This is a genomic window from Candidatus Sericytochromatia bacterium (genome assembly GCA_035285325.1).
Lineage (GTDB): Bacteria > Cyanobacteriota > Sericytochromatia > S15B-MN24 > JAQBPE01 > JAYKJB01.
In genome coordinates this window covers 15,247-39,817 of the sequence record JAYKJB010000084.1, presented here as the reverse complement: position 1 = coordinate 39,817, position 24,571 = coordinate 15,247, and the positions used below count along the sequence as shown (strand labels likewise).

Here is a 24,571-nt window from a genome sequence, read left to right as displayed (position 1 = left end):
ATTTACCGTGCAGCTCGGGCTCGCTGGCGATAGGACAGGAAAAGGAGCGTGCCCAATGCCCCCATCCATCGCGTCTCGCGTGGCCCCTGTGCCAGCCCCCATCGTCGCTTCACGGCGTGTCAGCGGCCCGCCGCCCTCGTTCCCGCCGACACCCGATCAGCAGCCGGATCAACGGCCGCTCGGCGCGCCAGGGGCCGTCTCCGCAGACAAACCTTCGACGGCGGGGGCGAAACAGCAAGCATTGGCGGCCGTGATGGGAACAGCCTATCGCTTGATGGTCCACCTGCCTTGGCTGAACCGCTGGGTGGGAGAGGTCAGCGGGGCGATCGTGAAGGCGCGGTTCAATCCGCCTGCCGACAAGCCGGAGGGTCCCTCCCCCGCCCCGTTGGAAACCGCAACGATCGAGTCGGCGCGCCAGATCATGGCCAGCCACTTCAAACCTCGGGAGGGCAAGGTCGTGATTGGCATTTCGGGCGCCGGCCCGGAAACGGTTCACTGTTTCGTGGTCTCCGGAGTCAAGGCCGATGGGCGCGTGAGCATCACTCAGGCCCTCGCCCAGTATGGCGAGGTGGAGGCCTATCGGGGAGTCGGAGGGCTGGTCCGACGCGCCATGGACCGCCTGATGGGAAACCAGGCACGGGAGATGCGGGGCGTCGTGGAGGAAGACTGGAACGAGTACGCCCGCCGTTCCCAGCGCAATTCCGTGGTGCTGTTGGAGCTGGACGCCGACCCCGCCCGTGTTCAGGCCGTGTTGCAAGAACTCAAAGGCCTGGTCGGCCGTCCCTATGACCGCACCTTGCTGGCCGCGGCCCCAGCCACGCGTGCCTCGGAAGCCGCGATGTACTGCACGGAAGTCTCCTCCTGGTTCATCAACAAGTTGCGTCCCGGTACGGTCCGGATGTCGAAGGTCTCGGGTTACCCCGTCTTTCAGGTGACCGACCATATGAAGGCGACGGAACTCCACGGGGGCCCGTTGCGGGTCCTGTACAATGGCCAAGGTCGGCTGGACGTGGCTGCGCTCGACCCCTTTCCCAAGGACCGCTGACCAGGCGCGTCCTGCACCGGTTCCGCCCATTGCCCCTCATCTGTCGCCTCGCCGGCTCCCTGCGTATCTACTCGGTCCTGACGGCCCTGGCTCTGTTGGGCTTCCCGCCCATCATGCTGGTCATCAGCGTGTGGCCGCGCGCGCGCGCCTGGGGCTTCATTCAGGGCGTGTTCGGTCTGGCCCTGCGCCTGGCCGGCATCAAGGTGCGGATTGAGGGGCTGTCGCACCTCCCTCGCGATCGGGCGGCCCTGTACATGGGAAACCACGTCAATTGGCTGGATCACCTGATCCTGGCGACAGCCCTGCCGAGCCCGCTGGCTGGTTTTGAGAAGACGGAGAATTTCAAAATACCGATCTACGGGCCCATGATGCGTCGCTGGGGCAACGTGGAGGTTTCCCGCCGCAAGGACCCTGAGGAGGCCAGGAGGGTGGCCCAGGAGGCCAGCCGTCGTCTGGCCGAAGGCTGCAATTTTCTGGTCTTTCCGGAGGGCACGCGCACGCGCGACGGACAGCTGGGGGCATTCAAAAAGGGCGGTTTCCATATGGCCATCGACGCAGGCGCCCCGATCGTACCTTTTGCGTTTCAGGGGGCCGCCGCCATCATGGCGACCGGGCGCTGGTGGACCTTCCCGGGGACGGTGGTGTTGCATTTTGGAGCGCCGATTGACCCTGCGGACTACGGCAAAGACACCCTGGAGGCCCTGAGTCAGACCACCCGCCAGGCCATTGAAGCCTTGCTGGCCACGCCCTCCCATGCGACGGGCTAGATCCGTGATGTTCCGCGCCCGACCTCAGGGCACCGGCACGCTGGGCGGGGCCGCCTGCGGCGGGACCAGGCCCAGCGGGAGCACCTCAACCGTGCCGGGGGCCTCGAACGCAGCGGGCCACTGAACGGACAGGGTCCGATCGGTGGTTTCCGTCGGCAAGGTTTCGTAGGTCGTTTCTCCCTTTCGGAAGCGCAACATTACTTCGTCCCGCCGCTGCGGCATGGACTCCCCCTGCAACACCCCCTGGCGATTGCCGGTCGAGGCCCACGCCAACGATTGCGGCACCCCAAAGGCCGTGGTTCCGGCAATCAGGGCGTGGGTGGGCGAAGCATCCAGCCCGAGGGTCTGGACGGTGACGGTCTCGACCTGAATGCCACCCGGCGTTCGCCCATAGGCCGTCATGTTGGCCACCCCCGAAACGGACACGCCACGGCGGACGCCTTTCAGCGTGACGGACCAGAAACCATCCTCATCGGCACGCGCCGACCAGTTGCCCACCTCGGTGAGGGAGTCCACCAGCCGAACGGTTCCCCCCGGGAGCGCGGCCCCGCGCGGGTCCGTCACGATTCCCGCCAGCGCGATGTTTTCCTTCTCGCCTTCGCCAGTCAGGGCCAGGGGAATGAGCGGAAGATTGACTCGCCCCAGTCCGGTCAAGGGATTGGCGCGGAACGAGACCACCATCGGGTGGGCCTCGGGAGAACGAAGCGAGACGCGATGCAGCCCCGTGCCGACCCGCTCGAACCCGTAGTAGCCGGCCCCGTCGGTGACCGTCCTGATCCCCCCGTCGTCCAGCCAGACCTCTACCCCGGCGGCTGCCTGGAAACGCTGGCCGTCGAAACGTCCCACCTTGCCGACCAGTCGGCCTGGCGCGAGCAGTTCCCCCCGTCGCGCTGCCGCGTACTGGCCCTCCGGCGCGCTCAGCACCGTGGGCGTGAGAATGATGACGTTGTTACCCCGTCCGCTGCGACAGCCGGCGATGTGGAGGGCGACTGCAAGCACGCACAGGCCCACCCCGCCTGAACGGAGCGCGCGCAAAAGCCAGCTACAATCGAGGAGACGAGGGTCGGGCACGGGTCCTTCCGGCCAAATCAGGCAGCGTCACCGGGCGGCCACGGAAGGAAAACTTCTCGCGACCTGAACCGCCCCATCGACCTTATACCCAATCTCCTCCGGCGCCCTTCGCCCGCATCGCCCGCCGCCGGGACATCCGCCCACCGGGAGGCACGCTGCCGTCACGCCTCTGCGCCGGCCAGACTCAACTGGGACAAGGCCGGATCCTCCTGCAGCACCCGCAAGAAGAGGTTGACCAGTTCAGGGTCGAACTGGGTCCCCGCGCAACGGATCATTTCGGCCTGGGCATCCTCAGGCTTCCTGCCGTTCGAAAAGGTGTAATCTCCCCGCAGCATCGCATCGTAAGAGTCGCAGATGGAGAGAATCCTGGCCCCCAGTGGGATATCTGACCCCTGCAAGCCTTCCGGATAGCCCGTGCCATCCCAGCGCTCATGGTGGTACAGCACGGCCTCCAGCAAGCCGGAGAAGGTACTGAACTTGGCCAGCAAGGCCACGCCACGCGCCGGATGCTCGCGCATCGCGCGCCAGTCGTCCTCATCCAGAGCGCCCGACTTGAAGATGACCCGTTCCGGCACGCTCATCATGCCGACGTCGTGCAACAAGCCGGCAATCTGAAGGGCTTCTTGCTTCTCGGGAGGCAAGCCGATCACCTCGCCCATCCGTCGCGCCAAGACTCCCACCGTCTCGGAATGGCCATACATCAGGGGAATGCGGGCCTCAATGGCCGAGGCGAAGGCACGTGCCAGCGAATAAAACAGCTCGTGTGATCCCTGACGCGGGGCCCCGATCGCGTTGACGGCCTCCACGGCCGGCCCCTGCGCCAGCACGACCCGGTTGCGCCCCCCGTTCTTGGCGGCATACAGGGCCACATCCGCGCGTTTGATCAGGTCCTTGGGCATGACGTCCTGCTCCAGGCGGCAAGCCACCCCGATCGAAGCGGTGACCTTGATCGTGCGCGTCTCGCTGATGGCGAAGGGCATGCCCTCGAGTTGCTTGCGCAGGCGTTCGGCGAGATGGTAGGCCGCGTCTTCCTCCGTGTTGGGCAGGATGATGGCAAACTCCTCGCCCCCGTAACGCGCGACCAGGTCGTACTTGCGCACGCTGTCCTTGAGCATGGCGGCGGCCGCCTTCAGGACCGCATCCCCCGCCGGATGCCCGTGCGTGTCGTTGATGGACTTGAAATGGTCCAGGTCGAAAATCATGAAGCTGAGCGAGGTGCGATGGCGATCGCTGGCGGCCAATTCTTCGGCCAGCCGTTGCTGGAAGAAGTCGTGAGTGGCCAGCCCCGTCAAGCCATCCGTACGGGCACTCTGTGCCTCACTGCCCAGATTCTCCAGGGTCAGGCCCGACAGTTCCATCAGCATGTCGACCCGGTTGCGAGCGTCGAGGCTGTTCGCGCAGACGGTGGCGTGGCGAGTGAGCAACGCCAACAAGGAGGAGCCACTTTCCAGAGGGACCTCGTCGGGCGCGAACACGAGGGCGATCGCGAGACGCTCGCCCCCTGGCAGGCCAAAATGCGAGACCAGCGCGCCAGGAGCCTCGGTGATCACGCGCGGCGCGTGCGCGGCCCCCTCCCAAACGGCCGGGCTTTGCAGCGGAAAGTCACACGATTGCGGCATGAAAGGACTGGCACGCAACTTGCCCCGCTGATCGAACACCAGGCCGTCCTGAGCCGACAGCAAGCTCATGGCCTGATTCAGCAGGGTATTCCAGATGCCCCTCAGCGAGCGCTCTTCGCGGTCACGAAGCAACTCTTGCTCGGCGGCGGCGTCCAGCGCGTCGAAGGCGGCAGGGAGGCCCGTATGAGACCCACCGCTGGCGAGGCCCGGCGCTCCATTCGTGGCATCATCGGCATGCTGCGTCAAGGGGCTTCCTTCCTCAGACGGCCACGGTGACCACCGTCTTCGGCGCCAGATAGGTCAGCGCTTTCAGACTGGTTTGCTGCCACGTCACGCGGCTGCTGTAAACAAATTTGATCCGGTACTTCTGCTCCTCGTCCAGTTCGGTTTGGCGCATGATCCACTTGATCAGGCTCTTGATGCCGCTGGAATTGAGGAAGGAGAGTTCGGTGAAATCCGCGCTGACTTCTCGCACGCCAAGGGCCACGAGTTGAAGGTGGATCCCCTCCAGCGCCGGGTCCATGAACGCGCCCGGATCCGCATCATCGATTCGCCCTGAAAAGCGGACCAGCGGGTTATCTTCGGGGCTTTCCACCGTAATCTGCACCTTGTCGCTGCGATATCCCAAATTTGCAAATGCGTTCATGACTCACCTATGTCCCTCAAGCGGCCAGGGGAAATTCCACCCGCATCGTCACCACGTCGTCGTCGATGCGCATGTCGAGGTTGCAGCCCGTTTCATAGCGAATCCGGGCCAGACCGAGTTGACTCCCACCTGCTTGCGGGTTGTCGGCAATGCGCTGCATTTTCATCAGATAGGCCATCAGGGGATCCCCTTGGCTGATCTCTTGGTGCTGACTCCGCAGGGTTTCCAGTTGATCCCGCTGAGCCCGATTGCGGACCTCCAGCACGAAGGTCTGGCCTTCTAGGATCCGGAAATCCAGGGACACATTGTCTTCCTGCGACGCCGAATACTTGACGGCGTTTTCGAGCAACTCCTGCGCCGTCATGGAGACCTTGTCCGCAATGTCCTCGTTGCCAAGCTGCATGTTGCAGAAACTCGCCACCATGATGCGGGTCGAACTGACGTAGCTCCACAATTTGGGCGAGAAAGACACGGACACCCCGTAGGTTGCAGCCAGCTCCACCATCTTGGTCGACGATCCTCCTGAGCCACCCACGCGGCCGACAGGCCGTGCCGCTCGCAGCCAAACCGCGGGCATTATACCCAACCCGCCAGTTGCAGCACGAAACAGAGGCCGCCTTGTGGGACACCAACAGACCATGGTAAACAATGGGGAGATGCGGGCGTATAGCTCAGTTGGTTAGAGCGCCACGTTGACATCGTGGAGGCCACTGGTTCGAGTCCAGTTATGCCCACCTCCCCAAGCGGAACCTGTCCTAAAGAGATGGGGCCGCTTTTTTCATGGTCCGCTCGGCGGGGTATGATGCCGGTATCGTGGCGTCCAGGCAGATGTTGAAGCGTGTCGGTATTGTGGGCCTCATCCCATTCCTGGCGATGGGGGGTTGGGGCACGCCCGCCTTCGCTTCAGGCCCCTATCTCACGGACGATGCGTCCCTCACGACCGTTGACACCGCTCAGTTCGAGGCCTGGATGCGAGCGGGTCGAAATGGCTGGGAGACCTGGATTCTCCCCGCCACCAGGATCGCCCCCAATCTGGAACTCACGCTCGGCAGCGGAACGGAGCGCGGCGAAGACGGTGGGCTGGAAGCCGATTACGTGGCGCAATTGAAAACCCTGTTCCGCGAAACCCGCCCCAACGACTGGGGTATCGGTCTGGCGGCGGGGGGAACGGTCGGGGCCGACGGTCGTCCGGCAGGGGGGCCAGCAGGCGGGTTTTACGCTTACATTCCAGCCAGCCTCTCGCTTCTCGACGGCCGAGTACTGGGTCACCTCAACCTGGGCACGCTCTACGACTCCCGCCAGGCCAACCCGTGGAACGGGACCTGGAGCGTGCGGGCAGAGGGCGTCGCCCTGCCGGACCTGATCGAACTGAGCGCCGAGTGGCACGGGGATATGCTGAGCCTGCCCTACTACCAAGCCGGCGTGCGCTACTGGCTCGCGCCCCCTGGGACCCGCCTCGACCTCACGGTGCTGGGTCAAGCCAACCGTGACGTTCAGATTTCGCTGGGCATCAGCCTGTTTGAAGTGATTCAGCGCAAGGGCCCCCAACGGTGAACGAGTTGCAGTTGCTGACCTGCTTCAGCCTGGCCTGCCTGCTCGGCCTGCTGCCTGCTGCCGTCAAATTGGGCCAGAGCGCCTCGCGGAACCTCCATCCCTGGCTGGGCACCCTGCTCTGGGCCTACGGTGGAAAAGTGGCCCTGGTGCTCTGCCAGTTGTGGGTCAGTTTCCACGGCCGTGAAGACGGCATGTCGTATCTCGAGTTCATTCTGGCCGCCTGGGTGGCGTGGCTGTTGTTGCGCGCCTCGGAGCTGGTCCAGGGCACGACCACCTTTCGAATGGGACCCGTTTTTCTGGCTGCGGCAGCAGCCGGCGTGTCAGCGGCGTGGTTTTTCAAGGCCGTGCCGTTCACGGTGGCGTGCTTGCCGAGCCTGGGAATCTATCTGCTCGCGCACCTGGTCTTCGGCTGGCGCCTGGTTGCGGGGATGCGCCGTGGGGAAAGCCTTGCCCTCTCGCGGTGGGGCTGGGCCTTCTGGCTCTACGCGGCCTGGACCGGCGTGGCCCTGCCTGCGACCTTTCACACCCGCTGGTACCTGATCGGCTACGCGGGCGAGGCCTGGCTGCAAGCCGTGATCCTGGTCTGGCTGGTGGCGATCCTGCCAGACCTGACCCCCGGTCAAGCAGGCCGGGACCAGCGCAGCAAGCCCGGTGCCCCCGGTGAATGGCGCACGCTGGCTGCTCTGTTGGCGCAGGAACTGCGCACTCCGGTGGCGGCCATCAAAACCGGCGCCTATGTGGTCAGCAACACGGCTCGCACGCGCCTCAACAGCGAGGAAGCCGAGATGCTCGGCATGGTCCAGGCCCGCTCCGACTCGGTCCTGCGGATCCTCAGTGAAGCCCAGGACCTGATCAGAATCCTCGAGGATCAGGCCCGCTACGATCCGCGGCCGGAAAATCTGGTCACGGTGTTGCGCCAGGTGTGCAGCCAGGCCCAGAGCAACCTGCGGCGGCGTGGCATCTCCCTGGCCATCACCTTGCCCACCGTGCCCTTGTCGGTCGACCTGGATCGGGTGCGCATGCAACAGGTGCTGGAAACCCTGCTGGGGTGGTCCAGTCGCACGGCTCCGAACGGCGGCAACCTGTCCGTTCGACTCGGCTCGGTCGGTGAATTCGCGGTGCTGGAAATCGGCGATGCGGGTCCGTTCCTCACGAGCGAGCAGATTCGCTGGATGTATGAGGGGGGTCCGCTGCTGGAGGCCGGGGTGCTGGTCCCTGCCGACGGGGTGGCCTTTCGCGTCGCGCGTCACGTGGTGGAACAGGGCCACGGAGGCTTGCTTGGCATCGCCAGCGAGCCGGACTCCGGCACGACCTTCACCTTGACCCTTCCCCTGCTGATGGCGGTGCCGAACGCGGACGCCTTGCTCGCCTCTTCGGATGAGGCTGCCCCCAGCGAGACCACGGCCGGCCCGTGGCAGGAAGTGCTCGGCCGCTGAGGGTCAGGACGCGAAAGGAAGCCAGCGATGGCGGAATCGTGGCACAGCATCTGGTTGCGTTGGCGGTTCAACTGGTTTCCAGCTTACCGGGCAACCGGGGGGCGGATTCGCTACGTGGCAGCCGACTTCAGTGAGGTGCGCGTCGAGCTCGGTTTGAACCGACGAACCCGCAACTATCACGGCACGATCTTTGGCGGCAGCATGTACGGCGCCCTGGACCCGATTCACGCGATCATGCTGATCCAGCGCCTGGGACCCGACTACCGGGTCTGGGTCAAGAGCGCCCGCGTGGAGTTCCTCAAACCAGGCCGGGGCATGCTCCACGCGACGTGCCGGATACCCGACGGTGAATGTGATCGCCTGCGCGGCCTGCTGCAGGAGACGATCAGCGTCGAGCCCAGTTACGAAGCGGAGCTGAACGATGCCCAGGGCACGCCACACGCCCGCATCACGGTCACGCTGCACATTCGACGCGCCGGGTGAACAGGGCCGGCCCCAGGCCGCGGCTCACCATATTAATCATGCGTTAACCTTTTATTGATGTTTTGACGACCTTCCCCCCTCCCACAACCGTCCGAAAATGATTACGCTCGTGTGAGCATCGTCACGCGAAAGGTACCCTCGTGTTCGGCCGGATCTCCGAATTGAAGCGGATTTCCACCCTGGTGGCCTGTTTCGGGCTGCTCCTCGGCGGGTGCGCCGGGCGAGCGGGTTTCGCGGGGTCCGTCCTGCCCGTGGGCGCGTTTGCGGCCCTCCGCAGCGAGGGGCCGCTGGTACTCTGTGGCGACACCAACCGGGATGGCCAGATCGACGAGGCGGACCTGTCGGGACGTCACGCCTGGAACTGGTCCCAGGGAGGCGCCTTCGTGATCGCCAACCTGGATGACGACGACCGCGACGGTCGCCCCGACGCGGCAGACCTGCAGGTCAATGGCCGGGGGGACGAGAACGACCTGGCAAGGGTGGCCTTGCGCTGCCTCCCCCCCCCGGGCAAGCAGGGACTTCGGGTGACGGTGAGCCTGGCGGACGTCCCAGTCGACGGCCCCAGCATCCGTTTGTTTGCCCGCGAAGCCAACGGGTGGCGACCGCTGGACCCCCGCGAATCGCTGCCGGCCGGCAACTTCGAACTGGGGCTGGAAAGCACGCGTTTTGCCGCCCGCAACTGGAACGGTGAAGCGACGCTGCGCGCCGAATTGCAAAGCGAGACGGGGCAGGTGTTGGCCAGCGATCGCGTGCGCCTGCGCGTGGCGCCATTCCTGCTCTTGCCCAACACCGCCCGAACGCAAGCCCTGTACGTGTCGACCGGCCACCCTCGCTATGAGAACGCGGCCTTCCGGGAGGGATTGGCCAAGGTTTGCGGGGCCACGAACGTCCGCCTGGTCACCCACACCACCTCTTCCTGGAAGGAGATGTGGATGCAGGACACCATGGAGGTCGGCTACACCCAACTGCCAGGGCAGGCGCCGCAGCACGTCGTGCTGGGTGGCCTGCGCGGAGCCGACTCCTTCGGGCCCAGTCTGCTGGGGCCGGACACGGGCTACCTCCAGGTAGGCAGCTACCGGGGCATCCGTGACGGCATCGACGACTGGGCGGACTGGATGGGCAACCTGGAGGTGTCACCACCGGTGCCGGGCTACCCGTTTGGACGCGTCTTCTATGGCAAGAACACGGATACTGGAACCACCTTGCATCCAGAGGTCGTGGCATTTCTGGAAGCCCAGCAACTGCAAGCCCCCTTCTGGCTGGATACGGGCTTCCTGACCATCAAACACGTGGATGAGATCGCCAACTTCCTGCCCGGACCGGACGGCCGCCCGCGTTTGCTGCTCGCGGACACGCGACGCGCCGAGCAATTGCTGCCAGGCGAATCTTGGCCCTCGAATGCGTCGAACCAATCGCGCCTGGACAAGGTGCTGCGGGGAGGTAGCTATCCGGATGGAACGCGTGCGCGCGGGTTACTGACTGAATTGAACCTGTCGGAAGACCAGGTGGTGCGCCTGCCCGTCAGTTACGAGGGAGGCCACAACGTCTGGTCGAACCCCGTCAATTCCATTTACCTGAACGGCGTGGCGGTGACCGGCGCCCATCGTGTGCCGGAGCGAATCGCCGAGGACATCGCCGCCTCGCTCAAGCAGGCCGGAGCTCGCAGCGTGCAGTTCGTGGACGACCATCGATACCAGGACAACTACGGCAACGTCCACTGTGCCACCAACACCCACCGCGCCCCGCTGGTGAAGGACTTCGCCACCTGGCTGCCGCGCTGGCAGGCCAACCGGGGTCTTGCGGGCGGGCCCGTTCCCCCAGGCACGGCTCAACCACGCCAGCGACCAGAGCAATAAACGCGACCGTCCTGCGGCCGGGGCAAGCCCGTCCGGAGCGGTGAGATGAAGGCAGACATACCCTGGGCGTCCGAACGAGCCAGCCGCCAGGCGAAGGCTCGATGGATGACCTAGCGGCTCAGGCCAAGCGCGCCGAGCAGATCGACGCGACCGCGACCGGCATAGGGATCCATCCCGGTCTGAACGATGTCTTTGGCCGTGACATACAGCCGTTCGATCACCTGCTCACGCGACCAGCTGGGATGCTGGCTGCGCAACAGGGCCGCCGCGGCGGTGACGTGGGGGGCTGCCATCGAAGTGCCCCGCATGATCCGATACCCGTTGCCGAGCGCCAGCGGGTAGGTTGAAAGAACCCCTTCTCCGGGAGCAGCCAGATCGACCCAGTCCCCGAAGGTTGAAAAACTGGCCCAACCGTCGATGTCGTTGCTGGCGGCCACGCCGACCGCGAGGGGCTCGGCGCCTGGATACTTGGGCTCGTTGTTGCCGGAGTTGCCGGCCGCCGCCACCACGATCACATCCTTGTCGGCCGCGTAGGCCAGCGCGTCGGTCATGGCCTGGCTTTGCATCGGACTGCCCCAGCTGGCGTTGATGACCTTGGCCCCGTGGTCCACCGCCCAGACGATCGCCGCGGCACTGGCCCCTGAAGTGGAGTGACCGAAGTTGTTGAAGATCCGGACCGGAAGGAGCTTACAGCCTGGCGCCAGGCCAGCGATTCCGACGCCGTTGTTCACCCTGGCCCCGATCACCCCCGCGACGTGGGTGCCATGGCCGTAGCCGTCCACCAGGCCGCCCGGACCCGCCACCTTGCCCGTCAGGTCCCAGCCCTCGAACGCCTGCCCCATCAGGTCGGGATGGCTGACATCGATGCCGGAATCGATCACCGCCACCAGCACCTCGGGCCGACCGGGCTGGGCCCGCCAGGTGCGGTCCGCCCCGAGCAAGCGCCAGGCGTACTGGGCCGGCAGCAGAGGGTCATCGGGTCCATCCGCCCGGCTGGTCAAAGGCGCCTGGGGCGACGTCACGTGACGCCCGGACGAGGGAGGCAAGCGCAAGGAGGACTCAGGTTCCAGCCAGGCGACCTGCGCGTCACGGGCCAGCGAGGCCAGCTCCCCCCCGCCCATGCGATGCATGTTCAAGCCCAGAGCAGCCAGGTGGCGAACGCCGTGCCGGCGGGCCCACGCCTGCGGCGACTGCCCGGCCTTCAAGCGAACCAGGAAGGTCCCATCTTGCGAGCGGGCGGCCAGCGCCGAGGAATGCGGCGGAACAGCCACTCCCGGCGCGTGTGCACAGCCCGCCCCCGCCAGCATCACGGTTGCGACAAGCGAAGCCAGCAGGGAACGCTGTTTGGTCCGAACGAGCGACATATTCACCCCAGGCGGCGCTAAAAATTTGGTTAAGGCAAGTTAATCATAGCACGAAGATCTCAATAGACCGGCGTGAGCGCAAGCCTCCGCTCGGAGGTGCCAGACTTGCCCTGCGTGGAACGGAGTCCGAGGTCTCAACGGCGCCGAATGACATCGGCCCTGCATCAAAGCGAATGAGCACGGGTATGCGACCAACAGGTTCATCACAGGGCCCCCCCATGCGCATTGACCGCCCCGACGCCCCAAGCCACGTGCCCTCTTCCGCCCCCAGTTCCGCTGCGATGCGCGACGAGGCGGGGCCGTCCGTGGCGTCCGACAGCCTGACCCTGGGGGAGGCCTTCGAGCAGGTGGCTCCGGAGCGCAAAGTCCGTGCCGCCGGTGCCGCCGACACCCTGACGGGCGCTGCCGTGCGGGCGGCCCAGGGCAAGGCCGTTCGTCCCGGCCTCATCACGGCGGTATTGAATAGTCGGATCAGCCAGGCGCTGGCCTCCAGCTTGACCTGGCTCGGACCCGGCAGCCGTCTCGCCAGTTCGCTCGCGAATTTCGCCACGCGCCTGCGGGTCATCCCCGTGGTGTCGGCCGTGACGGGCACCGTGTTCGCCACCCACGACACTCAGACGGCGCTGCGCGAGCAGCACAGCCCCCAGGTTTCGCTGACCGGGAAAACCCTCAACTGGGCGCGAGTCGCCGCGGGTTGGGGCGGCGTCGGGCTGGGCGTGGTGTCCGTCGGTGCGGGCCTGCTGGGGGCCGCTCCCGCCCTGGTGGCCGGCACGGCGATCGCCGCGGGGGTGGTGGGCTTGCTGGGGCTGGCGGCCGGGCTTGCGCGGGCCCGGCTGGGGTAACGGTGCAGCTCGTCTGGTTCAAACGCGACCTGCGCATCCTGGATCACGCGCCGCTGGCGGAGGCCGCCCGACAGGGCCCCTGCCTCGGGCTGTTCGTGTTCGAGCCGTCCGTCTGGCGTCAGCCCACCATGGACCGGGCCCACTTCGACTTCGTCCTCGCCTCACTGATCGAGCTGCGGACCCGCCTGGAAGCGCTGGGCGGGCAGCTGGTGCTACGCCTCGGCGAGATGGTCGAGGTGCTGGAGCAGTTGCAGGCGACCCAGCCGATCACGGCCCTCTACAGCCACCAGGAAACCGGCGATGCCGTGACGTTCGCCCGCGATCGGGCGGTGGCCGCCTGGGCGCAGCGGACGGGCATTCCCTGGCACGAATTTCGACAGAGCGGGGTGATTCGCCGCCTGCCGAGCCGCGACGGCTGGGCCGAACGTTGGGAATCGTTCATGCGCAGCCCGGTCATCCCGGCGCCCCGCGAGCTGAAACCGCCGAGCGGGTTCGAATTGGAGCGAACCGACTTCCTGCGAAGGCTGGGAGAGGCGGCCCCGATCGCGCCTGACGACCTCGGCGTGGCCGGCGCCTCCCGCCCACTCGCTCAGGACGGCGGGATGCTGGCGGCACAGGCGCTGGTGCGCAGCTTCCTGCAGAGCCGAGGGCGAGACTACCGCCAGCGGATGGGCCAACCCGAGCCTGCCGCCGAGGCCTGCAGTCGCTTGTCGCCCCACCTGGCTTGGGGCACGATCTCGGCGCGCCAGGCCTACCACGCCGCCCGGGCCCGCCTGGCGGAACTGGAGTCGCTGCCCCGCAGCGAGGAAAATCGAGCCTGGCAGGCTTCGCTGGCGAGTTTCGAAGCGCGGCTCGCCTGGCGCTGCCACTTCATGCAGAAGCTGGAAGACGAACCGGCGATCGAACACCACAACATGTGCCGGGCCTATGACGGACTGCGGGAAGGTCACTTCGACGAAGATGCCTTCGAAGCCTGGAAAGCGGGGCAAACAGGATATCCCCTGGTGGATGCCTGCATGCGCGCCGTGGCCGCCACCGGCTGGTTGCCCTTCCGGATGCGCGCCATGGTGACGGCCTTCGCCGCCTACGACCTCTGGCTGCCCTGGCAACGGCCTGCGGCGCATCTGGCGCGCATGTTTCTGGACTACGAGACCGGCATCCACTACGCCCAGATCCAGATGCAGTCAGGCACCACCGGCATCAACGCGCTGCGCATGTACGATGTGACCAAGCAGGCGCGCGACTGTGATCCGGACGGCCACTTCATCCGGCGCTGGGTCCCGGAGCTGGCTGAGCTGCCGTTGGAGCACCTGCACGCCCCCTGGGAATTGCCACCGCTGACGCGCCTGCTGGTGGGGGGTGGCCCCGCCTATCCCGCGCCGATCGTGGATCGCCGCGCGGCCGTCCAGCGGGCGCGAGCGGGCTTCGCAGCGGTGAGAGCCCGACCGGAGACTGCGGCGGCGGCGGCGGCTGTGCTCGAACGACACGGCAGCCGCCGCTCCGGGGATTCCCGCGTGTTTCAGCCCGGCAACCGGCCAAAAACCTGAGGCCTCTCTTTCTCGTGGGTCGAAGGCCTTGGCGTGAGAGCTGTCGGGCGGGTGACGGGACCATCACGTCCTCGGTCGAATTTTCGGGTACAGAATACTTGGTGGCCCGCTGCCCCTGCTGAAGGTTTTACACGTGACCCATTCCTCCTCCCCGTCAGGCGCCTCAGGCCCCTCCCCCGCGCGCCAGCCCGGAAGACCAGGCGCAGCGGACCCGAAGGTCGCGCGAGACCTGGCGTCGGCCGGGCGCGGCCTGGAAGCCTTCGGGCGGGGCGCCGACCACTTCGTCCGCTCGACGCTGGCGCAGGGCGAGAAGCTGGCCGGTGAGCACGAGGCGGCGCGTTTTGCCTCGGGGGTGGCCCACGCGCTCACCACGGTGGTCACGGGCACGCTGGAACTGGCGGGCGCAAGTCTGCAGCTGGCCGAGGAGAAGACGCGTCAAGCGGCTGGGCAGGCCATCCAGGCCATCGTGGACAATCCGGTCGCGGTGGCCCAGCAGGTCTGGAGCGAATTCCAGGGCGCCTTTCAGCGCGACCCGGCCCGCATGTCCGGCGAGGTGGTGGGCAGCCTGCTGCCGATTGGCGCGACCTTGAAAGCGGCCGGAAAAATCGGGCGTCTCGGGCGCGTCGGCCAAGCCGCGCGCAAGGCTGACCAGGTCGCCGATGGCCTGCGCGGGATCGAGGCGGCGAGCCGCGCGGCGGACGCGGGGCAGGCCGCACGGATGGCGAGCCCCTCGCAGGGTGTGGCCGCGGCCGCCCGGTCGGCCCGCGGGGCAGAGGACGCGGCTCGGCTCGCCAGGGTCCCCGCCCCAGGCCCTCGCATCCTGACGCAAGAAGCCTTGGATACGCTCAACCGGGGCGTCCAACCCCTGACGGACCTCGGCGCGATGACGGCGCGGGACAAGGCCTTTGCGGCGCTCTATCGCGACCCGGACCTGCAGCGCGCCACCAGCGAGGCGGTCACGCAGTGGGTGATGGGTGGCAAGGACCAGCTGCCCCTGCGCGAGGCCTTCGCGGCGCTGAAACAAGGCGGTGACCACCCCCTGCGCGACACCCTGCAAAAACTGATGGACACGCGCGAAGCCCGCTGGGACCGGCTGGCGGCGCGACACGGCATCGAGCGGCCCAGCCATTTCCGTTTGTATCGCGGCGTCCAGAGCGAAAACGCCATGGAAGAGCTGGTGCGGGCCTGGGAAACGCCGGGCAAGAAGGGCCTGCAACTTCAGCACCACAGCGTGAATTCCTGGTCCACCAACCCGTCCGTGGCCCGGGATATGTTCGCGTCCGGCGGGGAGGTGGCGGTGGTGTATGACGCCGACGTGCCCTTCCGTCGAACCATCGCCGACAAATGGGTGGATGGGTCCGGCTTCCTGCAATGGACCCCTGATCAGGACGAGGTGATGGTGGCAACCCACGGCCTGACGGTGCCGGCCAACCGGGTCCAGGCCGTCTACCAGGGGCAGCGTTACGGCTATGAGCAACGAGAGGCGCTGATCGCGGCCTGGCGCGCCACCCATCCGCGTCAGCCCTGATCGCCCAGCGCCCCGGCACGCTCGTGGCAAGTTGGTTCTCGTCCGACTCCCTGCCTGGCGTCACGTGACGCAGCTGCCTCGCTCCTGTGACGCGGCCGCGCGTGAGCGGCCGCCCAGCATCCTGAAACCGGCTGGCAAGGGGGCTCACGCCTGCCAATTCTGCTTGGTTTGAAACCGGTTTGGAACCCCGCCCCCCGACAGGTGAAATATCCCCCTGATGAGGATTCTCGCTTGCCCTCCATTGCGCCTGTGCCCGCGATCCCAGCACTCCCGCCCACACCACCCGCCCCCCCCCTCGCGGCCTGGCCCCAACCGCCCATTGCGCCCCCCCTTGCGCCATCGCCCCAGCCAAGGTCGCTTCAGGGGGGCGATGCCTGGTCGCCCAGCTTCGCCCCTTACCCCGCCGTGCCCGTGTCGCACGTGGCCCACACGGCACCTGAGGCCTGGTTCTGGGTGCGGGCACTTCGTGATTTTGCGCCCGTCACGGCGGGCGCAGGCTTGCTCGTGGGCGGCCTGATCGGTCTCGTGGCGGGGGCTCCGGCCCTGGGGGCCGCCTGGGGCGCGTGCATTCTGACGGGCATTCCGGGCGTGGCGCTCGCCGCCGAGCGGATCCGCCATTCGCTCGGGCACCTGTTGCGAGGCGATGGCCTGGGACCGCGCCCCTGGGAGGGCGTCGTCTTTGTCGCGAGCGTGTTGATGCCGACGGCTGCCGTCGCGCTCGGCACTGCCATGGCGGTCGGAACCGCCGGGGCCGCCTTCGGCGGTTTCGCGGCGGCCGGCGTGCTGGCATTGGGCGGACAGCTCTACGTCCGCTTGAAGTACCGCTGAACCGTCCAGCCGCAGTGGCGAGCTGGGCTGCCACACCTACCGGCTCGACACCCAGACGTTCGATACCCTCCCGTTCTGCGGCCGGGGGCTGCCGGGAGGCTCCCCAGGCATCGCAGGCTCGGAGCTGGGAATCGCCCCTCCGTCCCCTTGAGAGTGAACGCGATGGAAGGGGCATCGCGGGCCGAAAGCCCCACGTGGTCAACGGGTATGAGGGAGGGCAGCCCCGTTGAGAGGTGCGAGCCATGTGGAACCCAACCGTCCGCCTTGCTGCGGCCTGCGCACTGGTGGCCAGTTGCAGCCCTGTGCGCGAGCTGCCCGGCCCTGCGCCCGTCTCGCCCCAGACCCTCGCTTCGGAGGCTCTCCTGCTGGTTCAGCCCCCCAAGGGCCCCCATCGGGTGCTTCAGGGCAGCGTGCGACTGGATGCTCGTTATGCCGTGGCACAGGCTGGGGCCCGTCTGATAGGAGATGCGACGGGTTCCTATGTCCAGGTCGGCGGCTCGGTCGTGTCGAACGGCTCCGGCAATCTGATCGCCAACCACGGCGCAGGCATCATTTCCGACGCTGGCCAGCGCTACCGGCTGACGGCTCAAGTCGCGGGCGCAGACGTACTGCCCCTGCCGGGAGAGCTGTTGCCTGGGGCGGGCGTCACGGTCTCCGTGCGCTCGCTCCTGACGGGGGCCCCGATGGCGTTGGGCAGCACGCCGGACGATTTGCCCGTGAAGGCATTGTGGACCGACCCCAAGGGACAGTTCACGCTCTACCTACCTCCTCACGAGGGAGGCATCGTGGTGGAGGCGCGCGTGCAGGAGGCAAGCGGCAAGCGGTCGACGGATCCGGGCCTGACCTATGACCTGTGTCCCCCTCATGGGGCGTCCAGCGTCGCCGTGGATGAGGACAGCGCCGCCGTCTGTCGCTTGCTGTGGCTCTCGCTGTATCACGTCCTGCGAGACGCCCTCAGCGATGCCCCGGATGGCCTGCACCGGCGCGGCGTGCTGAAGGGAGCTCCAGCATTCGAGCGCCTGGCGATGACGGCACGCGGCGCCGGCCTCGTCAGCGCCAGGGAAGACGAACGTGACGCTGTCGCCGCCCGTTGCGCGGAAGCCCTGGTGGGCGGGACCGATCCCTGGCGCGTCCCCGTGACGGAAGCGGGGGGAACGCCGGCCATGGAGGCCCTGCTCGGCCTCATTCGCGACACGCGCGAGGCAGCCACGGAACGGTGGCGACGCGATCCGGCGGTATTCTCGACCTGGCCGACCTTGGCGTCGGCCAACGCCGCCAGAGAGAAGGGCACGCCCAACTGGGAGATGCTCAAGCCCGCCGACCTGAATCGTTTCCTGACCGACACCTACCTGGCACGCCAGTTGCCTCGCCCGGACCTGGCGCCGCTCTTGGGCAGGGAAACGGGAGCCGATGCCACCTGGCGACAGGCTTTGGATGCGTTGCTGCGGTCTTATGCCCGTGACATCGAAGCGGATCATCACCAGCAGGGAAGCCGGTTACGCCAGCTGATCGAGAGCTGGCGCGCATGGGAGAAGACAGCCCCCTGAGGGAGAACGACGCGAGCGAGCAGGGCGACCGCAAGGTCGCCAAGGCGGCCCGCGATCAGCGGTAAGCCTTCAGGAAGGTCCGCCAGGCCCGATCCGCGAAGCGCACGCGCGCCGGCTGATCATACATGACGTTGTAGCGCTGGGCGGGCGTCGGGAAGTAAAGCACCGCGCCGGTGGCGCCATCGAAATTCGGCGTCGTGTGATGCTCCCGCAGCACCGCCTGCCCGAGGGCTTCGCGGGTCACGGCAGCCGCCTGGGACACCTCAGGGTCCTTCACGTCACGTTGCACGCGCTGCAGGAAGTCACCCAGATCGGCGCAATCCTGATTGTAGAAGCGCCGGGTGCGCTGACGAGCCTGCTGGAAGGCTTGTTTCTGCGCCGGCATTGCCCGCAGCGCCGCCGCCACGAAGGCGTCCAGGGCCGGCAGCACGGTGCCGTTGAAGCGCGGCACATCGATGACGGACAGGGTGACCTCCTTGCGGTCAAGCTGGTAAGAGCGCGCAAAGGCGTCAACCAGGGCGTTCGAGACCGCCAGTGGGCTGCGGTCAGCCAGGCGCGCCCAGCGCTCGAACCAGCCCTCGTAATCCCAACCGGTGCCCGGGATGAGGTGTTCGGAGGCGATGTAGAGGCCGGCCAGACCCTCCAGCTGGTAAACCAGCTCCCCGTGGCCCATGAGGCAGGCATCGAAGCTCACGATCTCGGCCGCCCGCCCGCGCGCCGCCTTGAAGGCGGCACAGAGTCCGCTCAGGTCGGCGGTTTCCAGGTTGCTCCCATCATCGTCCCAGCCGAAGCCGAGGGTCAGCGGGTTGCCGCCCCGCCGAAACAGGCCGCTGCCGTGGTCCCAGAAGGTGATCATGGTTCGCGGCCCACGGGCCGCGCGGGCCCCCCATTCCAGAAAGCGCTGCACGGTCGCGCGATCGCCGCTGTTGATCTCGCCGGAAGGCGGCACGATGGCCGGCAGGTCCAGCTTCTCCGAGACGATCGTGTCGTTGTAACCGCCGGGGTCTCGCCGGATGCGATAGACGGCCGAGTCGCCGATCTCCATCCCGTCGAACAGCACCAGCACCTCCAGCGAGCCATCGCTGGGCAGGGCGGCCTCCATCTCGTTCAGGTCGCCCACGCCGAAATCGTAGAGGTCGTTATCGGCGGCCAGATGCACCAGCAGGGTCCAGGCCGGGCTGCCGCTCTGAGACCGCAGCGCGCCCTCTCCAGACACGATGGGGAGGCGGCCCGGCGCGCGACGCGCGTCGGCGGAGCGAGGCGCCTGGGCGGCTGCGAGCCCCTGCGGCGATCGCCCGGCCGGCAGAGGCTGCACGGCGCGCCCGCAGGCAGCGGCCGAAAGCCCCAGGCCGAGAGCCATCAGCCACGAAAGACAGCGAGACGAACGAAACACGATGCCACCCTTTGCGCGACCGCAATTGATTAAGAATCAGTAAAGCGAGCGTCTCATTCTAACCCTGCCCTCGCCAGGTGGGCGACGTTCCAGGCCCGTCAAAGATTAACAGGAGGTTAAGCCAGGCTTCCACTGACCCCCATCTGTGGGATCGGGCAAGGGAAGGGCAGGCCAAGCCGAGCCAGCACCAGGCGGCGCCTCAAGCGCCGACGGCCGTCTCCGCCAGCCAGGCCTCGGCCTCGGCGATCGCCAGGGCCGCCAGGCGCGGCGCCTCGCCCACGAAGGTGTCCGGCGTGAGCGCCCGCAGCCGTTCCTGCAACGCGGGCGACGCCCCACTGCGGACCAGAAATTCGTGCAGGTCGGCCAGCGTGATGCGGCTGCCGCGGGTGAGGTCTTTGAGCGCCTCGTAGGCCTCGGCCTGCCCCTCGGCGCGCAGGGCCACCTGGTAGGCCTCGGCCAGCACCTCCGGGTGCGCCTGCAAGGCGGCCGCCAGAGCCTCCGGGGCCGGCGCGAGCTTGCTCAGGCCGCGCTGGGTCATGCGCACCCCCAGCAACAGGTGCCCCCAGGCCACGCCCATCGCGCGTTGCACGGTGCTGTCCGAGAGGTCCCGCTGCAGGCGACTGACCGGCAGCTTGCGGGCGCCGTGTTCGAACAGGGCGATCGCCAGGCCCAGGTTGCCCTCGCTGTTCTCGAAGTCGATCGGGTTGACCTTGTGCGGCATCGCACTGGAGCCGGTCTCCCCGGCCACCGCGCGCTGCACCAGCCAGCCGTCGGAGACGTAGCGCCAGAGGTCCTGGTCCAGGTCCAGCAACACACTGGCCAGGCGCTTGGCGGCATCGAACCAGGCCGCCAGACCATCATGCGGCTCGATCTGGGTCACCACCGGCACCGGCGTCAGCCCCAGGCTGCGCACGAAGGCGTCCGAAAAGGCGGGCCAGTCGACCGCCGGGTAGGCCACCGCCACGGCCCCGAAGGTGCCGGTGGCGCCGGCCAGCTTAGCGGTCGCGGGCACCGCGGCGAGGGCGCGGGCGGCCCGCACCAGACGCCCGAGAAAGACCCCGAATTCCTTGCCCAGGGTGGTGGGCGTGGCCGGTTGCCCGTGCGTGCGGGCCAGCATCGGCAGCGCGGCCGTCGTGCACGCGAGTTCACGCAAGCTCGCCACCAGATCGCGCAGGGCAGGCTGGATCACCTCCAGCAGGGCACGCCGGGTGAGCAGCGCCCAGGCCAGGTTGTTGACGTCCTCGCTGGTCAGGCCCAGATGCACCCAGCCGACCCGCGCCCGCAAGGTCGGGTGGGCTTCCAGACGCTGGCGCAGGTACAGTTCGACCGCCTTCACGTCGTGGTTGGTCTCGCGTTCGATCGCCTTGACCGCCGCCGCTTCGGCCTCCCCGAACTGGCCCGGCAAGGCCGCCAGCCAGGCCTGCTCAGCCGGGCTCAGCGTCTCACCCAACGCCCCCAGCAGCGCCTCCAGATAGGCCACCTCCACCGCCACGCGGGCCTGGATCAGGGCCGCCTCGGAGAAGCAGGCCCGCAGGGGCGCAACCAGCTGGCGGTAGCGCCCGTCCAGCGGCGACAGCGCGAACAGCTCGGCGGCCGGGAGCGCACCCGGGGCCCCACTCATCGCGCCGGCTCCACGCTGGCCTGCGGACGACTGCCGGGCTTGATGACCGGCTCCCCGGCCCGACAGGCCGGGCAATCGGCCGGCGCGAAGGTCGGCACCGACAGCGCCAGCAGCGCCTGGCAGGGCGCATCCAGGCCCCCCGCTCCACCGCGATCGACCAGGCAGGCATAACCGACCACCTCGGCCCCGAGCGCCCGCACGCAGGCCGCCGCCTCGGCCGCCGACCCCCCGGTGGTGATGACGTCCTCCACGATCAGCACGCGCTCCCCGGGGGCCAGGGTGAAGCCGCGGCGAAGCATCATGGCGCCCTCCACCCGCTCCGTGAAGAGCGCCCGCACCTGGAGGGCGCGCGCCAACTCGTGGGCGATGATCACGCCACCGAGCGCCGGTCCGACCACCACGTCGCAGGGGGTTTCCATCTGACGGGCCAGCGCCTCGGCGGCCCAGGCGGCCTGCGGTGGGTGCTGCAGCAGGCGCGCGCACTGCACGTAGCGGGGGCTGTGCAGGCCGGAACTGAGCGCGAAATGGCCCTCCAGCAGGGCCTCCGTCTGTAGCAGGCGCTGCGTCAGTTCAGCAGCGAACGGAGAAGATGGCATCTTGCAGCCTCCTGGCAGCGGCCTCGGCCGCTTCGGCAAAGTCGGTGCCCGAGGAAGCATACAACACCTCGCGGGACACATTGAACAGGACCCGCTCGCCCAAAATAGGCGCCAGCGCGGCCAGGTCTCCGCCCTGAGCGCCAATGCCCGGCACCAGCAGCCACTGCCCGGGCACCCGCGCCCGGATCGCCGGCACCACCTCCGGGCGGGTGGCACCGACCACCAGCCCGACCGCGCCCGGCTGACCATCCAGCTCGCGGGCCAGCTCGGCCACACGCAGATAGAGCGGCACGCCCGCGGCGTCCTGGCGATCCTGCAGGAACGCCGCGCCGGGGTTCGAGGTGGCCGTCAGCACGAAGGTCAGCCGGTCGGCATAGGCGACAAACGGCTGCAGGCTGTCCGGCCCCATGTAGGGCGAGACGGTGACGGCATCGCCGCCCAGCTCCTCGAACAGGGCCCGGGCGTACATGCGAGCCGTGTTGCCGATGTCGCCGCGCTTGGCATCCAGGATCACCGGGATTTCAGCCGGAATGGCAGCCAGCGTGGCCTGCAACGCCTGCCAGCCGGCAGCGCCCCAGACCTCGTAAAAGGCCAGGTTGGGCTTGTAGGCCGCGGCCCGCGAACGGGTCGCGGCGATGATGGCGCGGTTGAAGGCCACGATCGCCTCCACGCCGCTCCCGAGCCCTGGCGGCAGGCGTTCCGGATCGGGGTCAAGGCCGATGCACAGACCCGCCCGCACCTGGGCCAGCCGGGCATCGAGTTTTTCCAGGGTCGAGGGCCTCACCATGTCGGAACCTCCTCGGGGAAACAGGCTTCCAGGCGATCGCCGCCCCCAGCCCGCAGCCAGTCCGCCAGCTCCTGGGCCAGGCGCCCGGCCAGACCGGGCTCCACGAAGCTGCCCGTGCCAACCTGAACGGCCCGCGCCCCCACCGCGAAGAAGGCCAGCACGTCCTCCAGGCTCGCCACCCCCCCGATGCCGATGATCGGCAAGCGGCAGGCCCGGCGGGCCTCCGCCACGCAGCGCAGGGCCAGCGGGCGCAGGGCCGGGCCCGACAGCCCGCCGCGCAGCAACTCCGCCGTGAGGCGCCCGTCAACCAGGCGCGGGGTCACGGCCAGCCCCGGCAAGGTGTTGATGGCCGACAAGACGTCCGCCCCAGCCGCCTCGGCCGCGCGGGCAAACTCACCCACGTCGTCGGCACGCGGGGCCAGCTTGACCACCAACGGCAGGCGCGTGCGCCGCCGCACGGCCCGCACCAGGCCTTCCAGCACCTGCGGGTCGCGGCCGAATTCGATGCCCCCGTGCGTCACGTTCGGGCACGAGACGTTCAGTTCCAGGCCCAACAGGCCGGGGGCCTCGTCGAGGCGCTCGGCCATGGCCTCGTATTCGATCAGGCTGGCGCCCGCGAGGTTGGCGATCGCCGGCAGATCGGCGGCCTGCAGGGCCGGCAGCTTCTCGGCCAGGAAGGCCTCAAGGCCCACATTTTGCAACCCGATGCGGTTGAGCATGCCCGCCTCGACCTCGGCCCCGCGCAGTCCGGCATGCCCGGGCCGCGGCAGCGGGCTCAGGCCCTTGGTGAAGACCGCCCCGACCCGCTTGAGATCGAGAAAGGGAGCCAGCTCCAGGCCATAGCCGCAGGTGCCGGAGGCCAGCGTGAGCGGGGAGCGCAGGCGCAAGGGGCCGAGCGTCACCGCCAGGTCGGGCTGCAGCGCCGTCACCATGCCAGCCGCTCCGCGTCGAAGACCGGTCCCTCGCAGCAAACCCGCTCGTAGAAAGGCCCCTCCCCCTCGCCTCGCACCGGCACGACACACAGCAGACAGACGCCTATACCGCAGCCCATGGGGCGCTCCAGCGACACCTCACAGGGCACGCCGGCCGCGGCCGCCGCCTCGGCCACTGCCCGCATCAGGCCATCCGGGCCGCACGTCAGCACCCGCTGCGGCGCAAAATCGCGCAGGATCGTCGGCAGATCATCCACCACGCGCCCCCGCCGGCCCTGGCTGCCGTCCTCGGTGTAAAGCGTCAGGTCGACCCCCCAGGCGGCCAGCGGCGCGTCGTTCACCGCCTGGTCGGCGCTGCGGAAGCCGAACAGGGCCCGCAGGCCGAGCCCGGCCTGCGCCGCGTGTGTTTCAGCAAAATGCACCAGCGGCGCCACCCCGACGCCACCGCCCACCAGCAGCACGCGCCCTGGCCCCGATGGTGCCGAATACGGCCGGCCGAGCGGACCCAGCCAATCCAGGCGACTCCCCGGCGCCAGACCCGCCAGCCAGCGCGTGCCCCGCCCTTTGGCGCGCACCAGCAGGGCCAGCTGGTCACCCGCGACCCGGTAAATGCTGAACGGACGCCGCAGGTAGCCGTCGCCGACCCGCAGATGCACGAACTGACCGGGTTGTGCCTGCGCCAGGCCCGGTGCCTGCAGCCAGATCACGAACACGTCCGGGCCGTGAAAGGTCAGGCGCATGACCTGCGCCGAGCCTTGGGCGGGAGCCAGGGACAGGGCGGCGGGGCACATAGCCGGGGATTGTCCGGGGCGCGGTCGCGATCCGTCAAGCCGAAGCCTGGGCCGCTCCACCCGAACGTGGGACGAGGATTTTGAGACGGTCGCGTCGCATCCACGCGCCTGCCGCCCCGAGCGTCGCCCAGAGGGGTCCGAGAATCGCCCCGATCCGTTGGTCATCAGCGCCTTTCAGGCACCCCGCACGGAGCAACCGTTTACAAGTGATGACGCCCTGCGGTAGGCTGCCGTCGATGCAGCCGACGGGATCCAGCTCCAGCGCTAAACAGCCTTCACCAGCCCCCTTAAGCGGGGATTGGCGAGGGCCGTTCCTGG

22 protein-coding genes and 1 tRNA gene are annotated in these 24,571 nt (G+C 68.2%); 12 read left to right on the top strand and 11 right to left on the bottom strand.

Going from position 1 to position 24,571, the window contains the following annotated elements:
• Nucleotides 1-55: 55 nt before the first annotated feature.
• Complete coding sequence (locus VKP62_11110; protein MEB3197741.1) at nucleotides 56-1,045, top strand: hypothetical protein; 990 nt, start codon at nucleotides 56-58, stop codon at nucleotides 1,043-1,045.
• A gap of 29 nt (nucleotides 1,046-1,074) precedes the next feature.
• Nucleotides 1,075-1,812 carry a lysophospholipid acyltransferase family protein gene (locus VKP62_11105; protein ID MEB3197740.1) on the top strand — a complete coding sequence of 246 codons (738 nt, stop codon included), beginning with the start codon at nucleotides 1,075-1,077 and terminating at the stop codon, nucleotides 1,810-1,812.
• Between the two features lie 24 nt (nucleotides 1,813-1,836).
• On the opposite strand, the gene VKP62_11100 is transcribed toward VKP62_11105, so the two are convergent.
• From VKP62_11100 to VKP62_11085, 4 genes are all read right to left on the bottom strand, one after another.
• Nucleotides 1,837-2,811 carry a hypothetical protein gene (locus VKP62_11100; protein ID MEB3197739.1) on the bottom strand — a complete coding sequence of 325 codons (975 nt, stop codon included), beginning with the start codon at nucleotides 2,809-2,811 and terminating at the stop codon, nucleotides 1,837-1,839.
• Nucleotides 2,812-3,044: 233 nt separating this feature from the next.
• A complete protein-coding gene (locus VKP62_11095; protein MEB3197738.1) occupies nucleotides 3,045-4,748 on the bottom strand; it encodes a diguanylate cyclase in 1,704 nt (567 codons plus the stop codon).
• A gap of 13 nt (nucleotides 4,749-4,761) precedes the next feature.
• A complete protein-coding gene (locus tag VKP62_11090) occupies nucleotides 4,762-5,148 on the bottom strand; it encodes a hypothetical protein (GenBank protein ID MEB3197737.1) in 387 nt (128 codons plus the stop codon).
• Between the two features lie 16 nt (nucleotides 5,149-5,164).
• A complete protein-coding gene (locus VKP62_11085) occupies nucleotides 5,165-5,653 on the bottom strand; it encodes a hypothetical protein (GenBank protein ID MEB3197736.1) in 489 nt (162 codons plus the stop codon).
• Nucleotides 5,654-5,808: 155 nt separating this feature from the next.
• Here VKP62_11085 and VKP62_11080 point away from each other — a divergent pair.
• From VKP62_11080 to VKP62_11060, 5 genes are all read left to right on the top strand, one after another.
• Nucleotides 5,809-5,882: transfer RNA gene (locus VKP62_11080), tRNA-Val, on the top strand.
• A gap of 79 nt (nucleotides 5,883-5,961) precedes the next feature.
• The gene (locus tag VKP62_11075) at nucleotides 5,962-6,702 is read left to right on the top strand and encodes a hypothetical protein (GenBank protein MEB3197735.1); all 741 of its coding nucleotides are present in this window, start codon (nucleotides 5,962-5,964) and stop codon (nucleotides 6,700-6,702) included.
• The gene (locus VKP62_11070) at nucleotides 6,699-8,138 is read left to right on the top strand and encodes a HAMP domain-containing sensor histidine kinase (protein ID MEB3197734.1); all 1,440 of its coding nucleotides are present in this window, start codon (nucleotides 6,699-6,701) and stop codon (nucleotides 8,136-8,138) included. The genes VKP62_11075 and VKP62_11070 overlap by 4 nt, the downstream gene beginning before the upstream one ends.
• 27 nt (nucleotides 8,139-8,165) lie before the next feature.
• Complete coding sequence (locus VKP62_11065) at nucleotides 8,166-8,621, top strand: DUF4442 domain-containing protein (GenBank protein MEB3197733.1); 456 nt, start codon at nucleotides 8,166-8,168, stop codon at nucleotides 8,619-8,621.
• Nucleotides 8,622-8,761: 140 nt separating this feature from the next.
• Nucleotides 8,762-10,477 (top strand): protein-arginine deiminase family protein, encoded by a 1,716-nt coding sequence (locus VKP62_11060; GenBank protein MEB3197732.1) that lies wholly within the window; start codon nucleotides 8,762-8,764, stop codon nucleotides 10,475-10,477.
• A 110-nt stretch (nucleotides 10,478-10,587) separates the two neighbouring features.
• Here VKP62_11060 and VKP62_11055 read toward each other — a convergent pair whose 3' ends face one another.
• Complete coding sequence (locus VKP62_11055; GenBank protein MEB3197731.1) at nucleotides 10,588-11,841, bottom strand: S8 family serine peptidase; 1,254 nt, start codon at nucleotides 11,839-11,841, stop codon at nucleotides 10,588-10,590.
• Nucleotides 11,842-12,059: 218 nt separating this feature from the next.
• Here VKP62_11055 and VKP62_11050 point away from each other — a divergent pair, with 218 nt between their 5' ends.
• From VKP62_11050 to VKP62_11030, 5 genes are all read left to right on the top strand, one after another.
• Nucleotides 12,060-12,683 carry a hypothetical protein gene (locus VKP62_11050; GenBank protein MEB3197730.1) on the top strand — a complete coding sequence of 208 codons (624 nt, stop codon included), beginning with the start codon at nucleotides 12,060-12,062 and terminating at the stop codon, nucleotides 12,681-12,683.
• Nucleotides 12,684-12,685: 2 nt separating this feature from the next.
• Nucleotides 12,686-14,230, top strand: coding sequence for a deoxyribodipyrimidine photo-lyase (locus VKP62_11045; GenBank protein ID MEB3197729.1), 1,545 nt, complete (start codon nucleotides 12,686-12,688; stop codon nucleotides 14,228-14,230).
• Between the two features lie 133 nt (nucleotides 14,231-14,363).
• Nucleotides 14,364-15,758 (top strand): hypothetical protein, encoded by a 1,395-nt coding sequence (locus VKP62_11040; GenBank protein MEB3197728.1) that lies wholly within the window; start codon nucleotides 14,364-14,366, stop codon nucleotides 15,756-15,758.
• A 231-nt stretch (nucleotides 15,759-15,989) separates the two neighbouring features.
• A complete protein-coding gene (locus VKP62_11035) occupies nucleotides 15,990-16,586 on the top strand; it encodes a hypothetical protein (protein MEB3197727.1) in 597 nt (198 codons plus the stop codon).
• Between the two features lie 242 nt (nucleotides 16,587-16,828).
• Nucleotides 16,829-18,133, top strand: a complete 1,305-nt coding sequence (locus VKP62_11030) for a hypothetical protein (GenBank protein ID MEB3197726.1) — start codon at nucleotides 16,829-16,831, stop codon at nucleotides 18,131-18,133.
• A gap of 55 nt (nucleotides 18,134-18,188) precedes the next feature.
• Here VKP62_11030 and VKP62_11025 read toward each other — a convergent pair whose 3' ends face one another.
• From VKP62_11025 to VKP62_11000, 6 genes are all read right to left on the bottom strand, one after another.
• Nucleotides 18,189-19,526, bottom strand: coding sequence for a clostripain-related cysteine peptidase (locus VKP62_11025; GenBank protein ID MEB3197725.1), 1,338 nt, complete (start codon nucleotides 19,524-19,526; stop codon nucleotides 18,189-18,191).
• Between the two features lie 199 nt (nucleotides 19,527-19,725).
• Nucleotides 19,726-21,147, bottom strand: a complete 1,422-nt coding sequence (gene purB / locus VKP62_11020; GenBank protein MEB3197724.1) for an adenylosuccinate lyase — start codon at nucleotides 21,145-21,147, stop codon at nucleotides 19,726-19,728.
• Nucleotides 21,144-21,743 (bottom strand): orotate phosphoribosyltransferase, encoded by a 600-nt coding sequence (gene pyrE, locus VKP62_11015; GenBank protein MEB3197723.1) that lies wholly within the window; start codon nucleotides 21,741-21,743, stop codon nucleotides 21,144-21,146. Before pyrE ends, purB begins: the two co-directional genes overlap by 4 nt.
• Nucleotides 21,718-22,530 carry an orotidine-5'-phosphate decarboxylase gene (gene pyrF / locus VKP62_11010; protein ID MEB3197722.1) on the bottom strand — a complete coding sequence of 271 codons (813 nt, stop codon included), beginning with the start codon at nucleotides 22,528-22,530 and terminating at the stop codon, nucleotides 21,718-21,720. Before pyrF ends, pyrE begins: the two co-directional genes overlap by 26 nt.
• A complete protein-coding gene (locus VKP62_11005) occupies nucleotides 22,524-23,462 on the bottom strand; it encodes a dihydroorotate dehydrogenase (protein MEB3197721.1) in 939 nt (312 codons plus the stop codon). Before VKP62_11005 ends, pyrF begins: the two co-directional genes overlap by 7 nt.
• Nucleotides 23,456-24,253 (bottom strand): dihydroorotate dehydrogenase electron transfer subunit, encoded by a 798-nt coding sequence (locus VKP62_11000; protein ID MEB3197720.1) that lies wholly within the window; start codon nucleotides 24,251-24,253, stop codon nucleotides 23,456-23,458. Before VKP62_11000 ends, VKP62_11005 begins: the two co-directional genes overlap by 7 nt.
• Between the last annotated feature and the right edge of the window lie 318 nt (nucleotides 24,254-24,571).